Here is a 6,445-nt window from a genome sequence, read left to right on the forward strand (position 1 = left end):
CATCACGAGGCATCGCCCTACACATAAATCTCTTGTAACACTCAGCCGTACCGGAAACAGCCGATTCAAAGCCCCCGCCGCGTTCTGTAAAGTCTGGAAACACACACGGACTGCAACACACTCATGGATCGTTTCACTCAAGGAAGTCATCTTCACATGGACCAGACAACACACGCGGCAAACCTCTACACCAACTACCGCAAAGTCATCGCGTTGGCCGATCACGATTGGGAGAGCGCTGAAGCCGGAAAAATTTCGGGGCTTAACGTCGAAATCAAAAGTGCTAACCGGATGCTCGATCAGTACGGGCGCGCTTTTCATCATTTCTGTACGACGTCTTACCTGGGCCTGGATCACCATCCCGATATTCTTGACGGCGCCATGAACACACTGTGGGAAACCGGCACCCTTCGCGTCGCCAATTCAAAGAACCGCTGCAAGCTGGCGATTCTGGAACAGTACGAAACCGAACTTTCCGAGCTGTTCGGCGCCAGTTGCCTGAGCACCCTGTCGTGCAGTGCGGCGAGTGCCGCCATTCTGCCATTGCTGGCCAGCGGCGTGTTCACGCAAAACCGCCCTCCCGTGATGGTCTTTGACCGGTTGGCGCACTACTCGATGAATCACCTGAAAGCCGCCTGCGCGGATGAAACCACGGTCGTGACCTGTCCTCATAACGACATGGATTTTCTTGAGACGCAGTGTCAGCAACACCGCACCGTTGCGTATGTTGCCGACGGTGCGTACAGCATGGGTGGGGTCGCGGACATGGACAGTCTTTTGTATCTGAAGGACCGCTACGGGTTGTTTCTCTATCTGGACGACTCCCACGCGCTGTCCGCCGTCGGAACCTTTGGCGCAGGCCTCGTGCGCCCCAGGTTGCATGCCCTGGAGGGTGACTGCCTGATCGTCGCCTCGCTGGCCAAGTCGTTTGGCGCCAGCGGCGGTCTGGTGATGCTGGGCAATGAACGGCAGAAGAGGCTCATTGCGCGTTACGGCGGCCCCAGCAATTGGTCGCAAAGTCTGAACAGTGCAGCCATTGGCGCGGGCAGAGCGTCCATCCAGCTTCATCGCACACCGGAATTTGCCGCGTTGCAGGAAAAACTTCAGGCTAATATCCAGCTGTTCGACAGCCTCATACGAACCGATCAACACAACAGCAACATGGCCATTCGACTGGTCAACTGCGGCGAAGCAGCACTGGCGAACAGCATCGCCATGGAGCTGGCCAATCACGGCTTCTTCACCTCGGCAGTCTTTTTCCCAGTGGTCGCACAAGGCAAGGCAGCCATCAGAATTACCCTGCGCGCCGACATGGAGCCGACGCTGATCCGACACTTTTGTGAACTTATTACCGAGCTTTTACGCACTCGAGGCCGGGAAATCGGCTGTTGAACTGAAACCAGGGAAGATTCAATGAAGAGCAGCACCACCCTCCTCGTCACCTGCAGCACGGTTTTTCTCGCTCAATTAGGCATGAGCATTTACCTGCCGGCGCTGCCGGAAATGGCCCGGGATTTGTCTTCCGACGCCTCGCAGGTTTCCTGGGGGCTGGCGGTGTATCTGATCGGCATGGCGCTGCCGATGTTGTTCTGGGGCAGCCTGGGCCAGCGTATCGGCCGCAAACCGGTGCTGCTCGCCGCACTCGGCATCTACGTTTTGGGCAATCTGGCGTTGCCCCTGAGCCAGACGCTTGAATCGTTCCTGGCGTTTCGACTGGTTCAGGGCATTGGCGCCAGCGGCATTTCGGTCATGGCGCGGGTGCTGATCCGCGACAGTTTCCGCGGCGACCTACTGGCCAAGGCGTTGTCCTGGATTTCGATTTCCTTCGTGGTGGCGCTGGGTATCGGCCAATACCTGGGGTCGATCATCCAGGTGGCGCTGGGCTGGCCAGCGATGTTTTACCTGTTGGGTGGTGTGAGTCTGATGATGGCGCTAATCGTGGCCCGGGTTAGGTTCCCGGTGCTGGCCGAGGAGAATGCCCCGTCATCCGCCTGGCCGAGCTACTGGCGCATCTTGCGTCATCGAGCCTTTCTGTTGCCGGCCCTCACCGGCGGCCTCGGGTACGGAGTGATTGTCGCGTTCAACACCGCAGCGCCGCTGATTCTGCAAGGACCGTTCAACTGGTCGGCCGTGGAATACGGGTTGTTAGGCTGGCCGATCAGCGCGGCGTATTTTCTGGGGGCTTTGGGGGTCAATGGCTTTGTACTTCACACCGGTCAACGCGGGTTGATGACGGCGGGGGTGGGGCTGGTGCTGGCCGGCAGCGCGGTGATGTTGCTGGGGAGTGTCGCGGGCACTTCAGTGGCCCTGCTGTTTTGGTTGCCCTATTGCTTTGCGGTGTTCGGCCAGTCGTTGACTTACCCGATCAGCCTGTCCCTGGCCAATGACGGTTCGCCGGTCGGTGGTGCGTATGCGATGGCGTTGAGCGGTTTCATTCATCAATTGATGGCCGCCGTTATCGGCGGGATCGCCAGTTTGATCGCAAGCCCGCAGGCCTGGCCGTTGTCGCTGTTGTGTACCTTGCTGGCGTTGGGCGCGATGCTCTGCGTGATGCTCGCGCCCGGTCACAAAACTTCTTAAAACGCGCTGCGGAAAATCTCTTCAATCTGGCGCTGATCCGCCGCTCGAGGATTGGTCACGCCACACGCATCTTTCAAGGCATTGGTGGCGAGGATCGGGATGTCGTTGAGCTTGGCGCCGAGCTCACGCAAACCAGCGGGTATTTCCACGTCTCCGGACAGGCTGCGGATTGCCGCGATGGCTGCCTGGGCGCCTGCTTCCGGGGTGAAGCCGTGAACATTGGCGCCCATCGCACGGGCGACATCCGTGAGGCGATCGGCGCAAACCAGTGCGTTAAAACTTTGTACGTGGGGCAGCAGTACCGCGTTGCACACACCATGAGGCAAGTCGTAGAACCCGCCCAACTGGTGAGCCATGGCGTGGACATAACCCAGGGATGCGTTATTGAACGCCATGCCGGCGAGGAACTGCGCGTAAGCCATGTTTTCCCGCGCGGCCATGTCACTGCCGTCGCGGACGGCCAGGCGCAGGTTGTTGCTGATCAACGTGATCGCCTTCAGTGCGCAGGCATCGGTGATCGGATTGGCCGCCGTGGAAACGTAGGCCTCGATGGCGTGGGTCAATGCGTCCATGCCAGTGGCAGCCGTCAGGCCCTTGGGCATGGCGACCATCAGCGCCGGGTCGTTGACCGACAGCAGTGGCGTGACGTTGCGATCGACGATGGCCATTTTTACGTGACGGGATTCATCGGTGATGATGCAGAAACGGGTCATCTCGCTGGCGGTGCCGGCGGTGGTGTTGATGGCGATCAGCGGCAGTTGTGGCTGGGTGGATTGATCGACGCCTTCGTAATCGCGAATCTGCCCGCCGTTGGTCGCGCATAACGCGATGCCTTTGGCGCAGTCATGGGGCGAACCACCGCCCAGGGACACCACGAAATCACAGCGAGTCTCCTTGAGCAGACCCAGACCGCTTTCGACGTTGGCGATGCTCGGGTTCGGCTTGGCGCCGTCGAAAATCACCGAATCGATGTCCTGTATCGCCAGTTTCTCGGCAATCATCTTCGCTACGCCCGCCTTGGCCAGCCCGGCGTCGGTGACGATCAGCGCCTTGCGAAAACCGTACTTGCGAATGGCGTCCATGGCTTCGTCCAGGCAACCAATGCCCATGATGTTCACGGCGGGGATGAAAAACGTGCTGCTCATGAGCGAGTCTCCTGGCTGAGGCCGAATCGGCAGCGCCGATCCAGCGGGTACCCACAGGATCGACCTATCGGCCGCGCAGTAACTTGATCTGGCTCAAGTCTTGGTCGTGATAAAGTCGCCGCCCATCAGACCCTTTGCTTTGAGACTTTGACCGCAATGACCGATTTCCAGGATGTTGATGCCCAACTTGAAGACTGGAACGCCTTGCGCACCACCGCCTCGTTCGGCGGCCTGCTGGTGGGCAACGGCGCCAGCCGCGCCGTGTGGGACGACTTCGGCTACGACTCGCTGTTCGAAAACGCCCGCACCGTCGAAGAAAAGCCCCTGAGCCAGTCCGAGCTGAGCGTATTCGACGCCCTGCAGACGCGCAGCTTCGAGCAGGTGCTCAGCGCGCTGAAAACCACCAGCCGGGTCAACAAGGCCTTGGCCGTGAGTTCCGCCGCACCGCGCAATCGTTACTACGCGATCAAAGAAGCGCTGATCAACAGCGTGCACGCGGTGCACATCCCGTGGCGGCTGGTGGTGCCCTCGACGCTGGCGGCGATCAATCAGGAGCTGAGCCGCTACCGGACGGTGTTCACCACCAACTACGACCTGCTCAATTACTGGGCAATTCAGCATCAGCCTGACGCGATCACCGACCTGTTCCAGGGGGCGGAGCCGAGCTTCGATCTAAGCGCCACGGCGACCGATAAAACCCGCCTGCTGTACCTGCACGGAGGCCTGCATCTGGTGCGCAATCAGGACGGCACGGCGCGCAAACTGATGTCGACCGAGGGCACGTTGCTCGGCAGCTTCGCGATCAACAACACGATCAAGACCCTCGACGACGTGCCGCTATTCGTCAATGAAGGTCCGGCGCAGGACAAGCTCAAAACCATTCGCAGCTCGGACTATCTGTCGTTCTGCTACGACCAGCTACTCGGTCATGGCGACGGATTGTGCCTCTTCGGTCACGCCCTGGGTGAGCAGGACAGCCACATCATCCACGCCTTGCGCCAGGCGAAACCGCAGGGGGTGGCGATCTCGATTAATCCGCGCAGCAAGGCGTTCATTCAGCACCAGAAGCGGCATTACGCGAAGGTGTTCGAGGGCACTGGTGTGGAACTGCGGTTTTTTGATTCAAAGACCCATGCGTTGGGTGGCCCGAAGCTCACAGTTCCAGTCGAAGCCTGAAAATCAATCCCACGCGGAGCATGGGAAAGATCTCGAACAGTCAGAGCACCGGCAAGGTCTTGTCCTTGATCACCGTGGTCGGCCCGTTGGCCTTCACGCCGGCGATGCCTTTATCCATCGCGGCAGCGGAGGCATAAGCCTCGCTGCTGCCGATGATCTCGTGGTTACCAGCCTTGAGGTTGAAGTAAGGGTGGCCATCCTTGGTGGTTTTCTTTTCGTAGCGTTCATCCAGCGGGCTGTTGCTCTGAACCGACACGATGCCTTTGTCGGCGGCAGCGCGGGTGGTGTACAGCTCGCTGGTCAGAATGGTTTCCGCATTGGCGGCCTTCAGTAGGAACTTGAACTGACCATTGCTGCTTTTGCTCACTTCATACCATCCAGACATGCTCTTTCTCCTTGGCAATTGAGAGGTTTCGCGCTTCAGAGTAAAGACCAACCTGCCCTACTTCACCACCGCCCGAACCACCGATAATTCCGGCGCCTGCACCCGCCGCTGACTCAGGTACCGCGTACAGCTGACCCGCAAAAACGAGGCGAAATTCACCACCTCGCCGCGGTAGTCCATCACCTCTTCATACAGCTTGGCGATCAATTGGTTGGTGGTCATGCCGTCGACCTCGGCGATTTCGCTGAGGATGTCCCAGAACTGATTCTCCAGCCGCAGGGTGGTGACCACCCCGCAGATGCGCAGCGAACGGGAGCGCGATTCGTAGAGGATCGGATCGGCTTTGACGTAAAGCTCGCACATGGACAGGTCCCTCGTTACAGCGTGATTTGGGTGCCCAGCAACCCGAGGAAGCCGGCGAGCCAACTCGGGTGCGCCGGCCAGGCCGGAGCAGTGGCCAGATTGCCTTGAACGTGTCCTTCCGTCACCGGGATATCGATGAACGTACCACCGGCCAGGCGCACTTCCGGCGCACAGGCCGGGTAAGCGCTGCACTCGCGACCTTCAAGAATCCCCGCTGCCGCCAGCAATTGTGCACCGTGACACACGGCGGCAATCGGTTTGCCGGCCTTGTCGAACGCTCGCACCAGTTCCAGGACTTTTTCGTTCAGGCGCAGGTACTCAGGCGCACGACCGCCCGGTACCAGCAGCGCGTCGTAGTCGGCTTCCGCGACCTTGGCGAAGTCGAAGTTCAGGGCAAACAGGTGGCCGGGCTTTTCGCTGTAGGTCTGGTCGCCTTCAAAGTCGTGGATTGCCGTGCGTACGGTCTGACCGGCGGTTTTGTCCGGGCAAACGGCATGCACCGTGTGGCCGACCATCAGCAGCGCCTGAAACGGCACCATCACTTCATAGTCTTCGACGTAATCGCCGACCAGCATCAGAATTTTTTTAGCCGCCATGGGGAGGACTCCTGGGAAATATGGGGTCATGCAGGAGTATTCAAGGTAGTCCTTATCCAGAGGGTCGGGTAATAACCAGCTACTACCTGACGACCGAGTTATCGTTCTTCGCGAGCAAGCCTCGCTCCTACAAGGGCACCGCAATACCTGTAGATACTCTGTTCACGGTCAAGCTTTCGCGAGATGTTTTTCGCTAAAAA

7 protein-coding genes are annotated in these 6,445 nt (G+C 59.4%); 3 read left to right on the forward strand and 4 right to left on the reverse strand.

The window, feature by feature from the left end:
• Positions 1-156 precede the first annotated feature (156 nt).
• Complete coding sequence (locus tag QK293_RS26230) at positions 157-1,392, forward strand: aminotransferase class I/II-fold pyridoxal phosphate-dependent enzyme (RefSeq protein ID WP_282382920.1); 1,236 nt, start codon at positions 157-159, stop codon at positions 1,390-1,392.
• A gap of 21 nt (positions 1,393-1,413) precedes the next feature.
• Positions 1,414-2,580 (forward strand): MFS transporter, encoded by a 1,167-nt coding sequence (locus QK293_RS26235; protein WP_282382922.1) that lies wholly within the window; start codon positions 1,414-1,416, stop codon positions 2,578-2,580.
• On the opposite strand, the gene yiaY is transcribed toward QK293_RS26235, so the two are convergent.
• Positions 2,577-3,725, reverse strand: a complete 1,149-nt coding sequence (gene yiaY, locus QK293_RS26240; protein ID WP_282382925.1) for an L-threonine dehydrogenase — start codon at positions 3,723-3,725, stop codon at positions 2,577-2,579. The genes QK293_RS26235 and yiaY overlap by 4 nt on opposite strands.
• 156 nt (positions 3,726-3,881) lie before the next feature.
• Here yiaY and QK293_RS26245 point away from each other — a divergent pair, with 156 nt between their 5' ends.
• Positions 3,882-4,901: a DUF4917 family protein gene (locus tag QK293_RS26245; RefSeq protein WP_282382927.1), complete on the forward strand. Its 1,020-nt coding sequence runs from the start codon at positions 3,882-3,884 to the stop codon at positions 4,899-4,901.
• 40 nt (positions 4,902-4,941) lie between these two features.
• On the opposite strand, the gene QK293_RS26250 is transcribed toward QK293_RS26245, so the two are convergent.
• Genes QK293_RS26250 through QK293_RS26260 form a run of 3 tightly spaced genes read right to left on the reverse strand, consistent with a single transcriptional unit; the run spans position 4,942 to position 6,245 of the window.
• Positions 4,942-5,286 carry a YegP family protein gene (locus QK293_RS26250; protein WP_282382930.1) on the reverse strand — a complete coding sequence of 115 codons (345 nt, stop codon included), beginning with the start codon at positions 5,284-5,286 and terminating at the stop codon, positions 4,942-4,944.
• Positions 5,287-5,343: 57 nt separating this feature from the next.
• Positions 5,344-5,649, reverse strand: coding sequence for a ribbon-helix-helix domain-containing protein (locus QK293_RS26255; protein WP_008025707.1), 306 nt, complete (start codon positions 5,647-5,649; stop codon positions 5,344-5,346).
• A gap of 14 nt (positions 5,650-5,663) precedes the next feature.
• The gene (locus tag QK293_RS26260) at positions 5,664-6,245 is read right to left on the reverse strand and encodes a DJ-1/PfpI family protein (RefSeq protein WP_282382936.1); all 582 of its coding nucleotides are present in this window, start codon (positions 6,243-6,245) and stop codon (positions 5,664-5,666) included.
• Between the last annotated feature and the right edge of the window lie 200 nt (positions 6,246-6,445).

Source organism: Pseudomonas sp. AL03, from assembly GCF_029960815.1.
In the GTDB taxonomy this organism is placed as follows: Bacteria; Pseudomonadota; Gammaproteobacteria; order Pseudomonadales; family Pseudomonadaceae; genus Aquipseudomonas.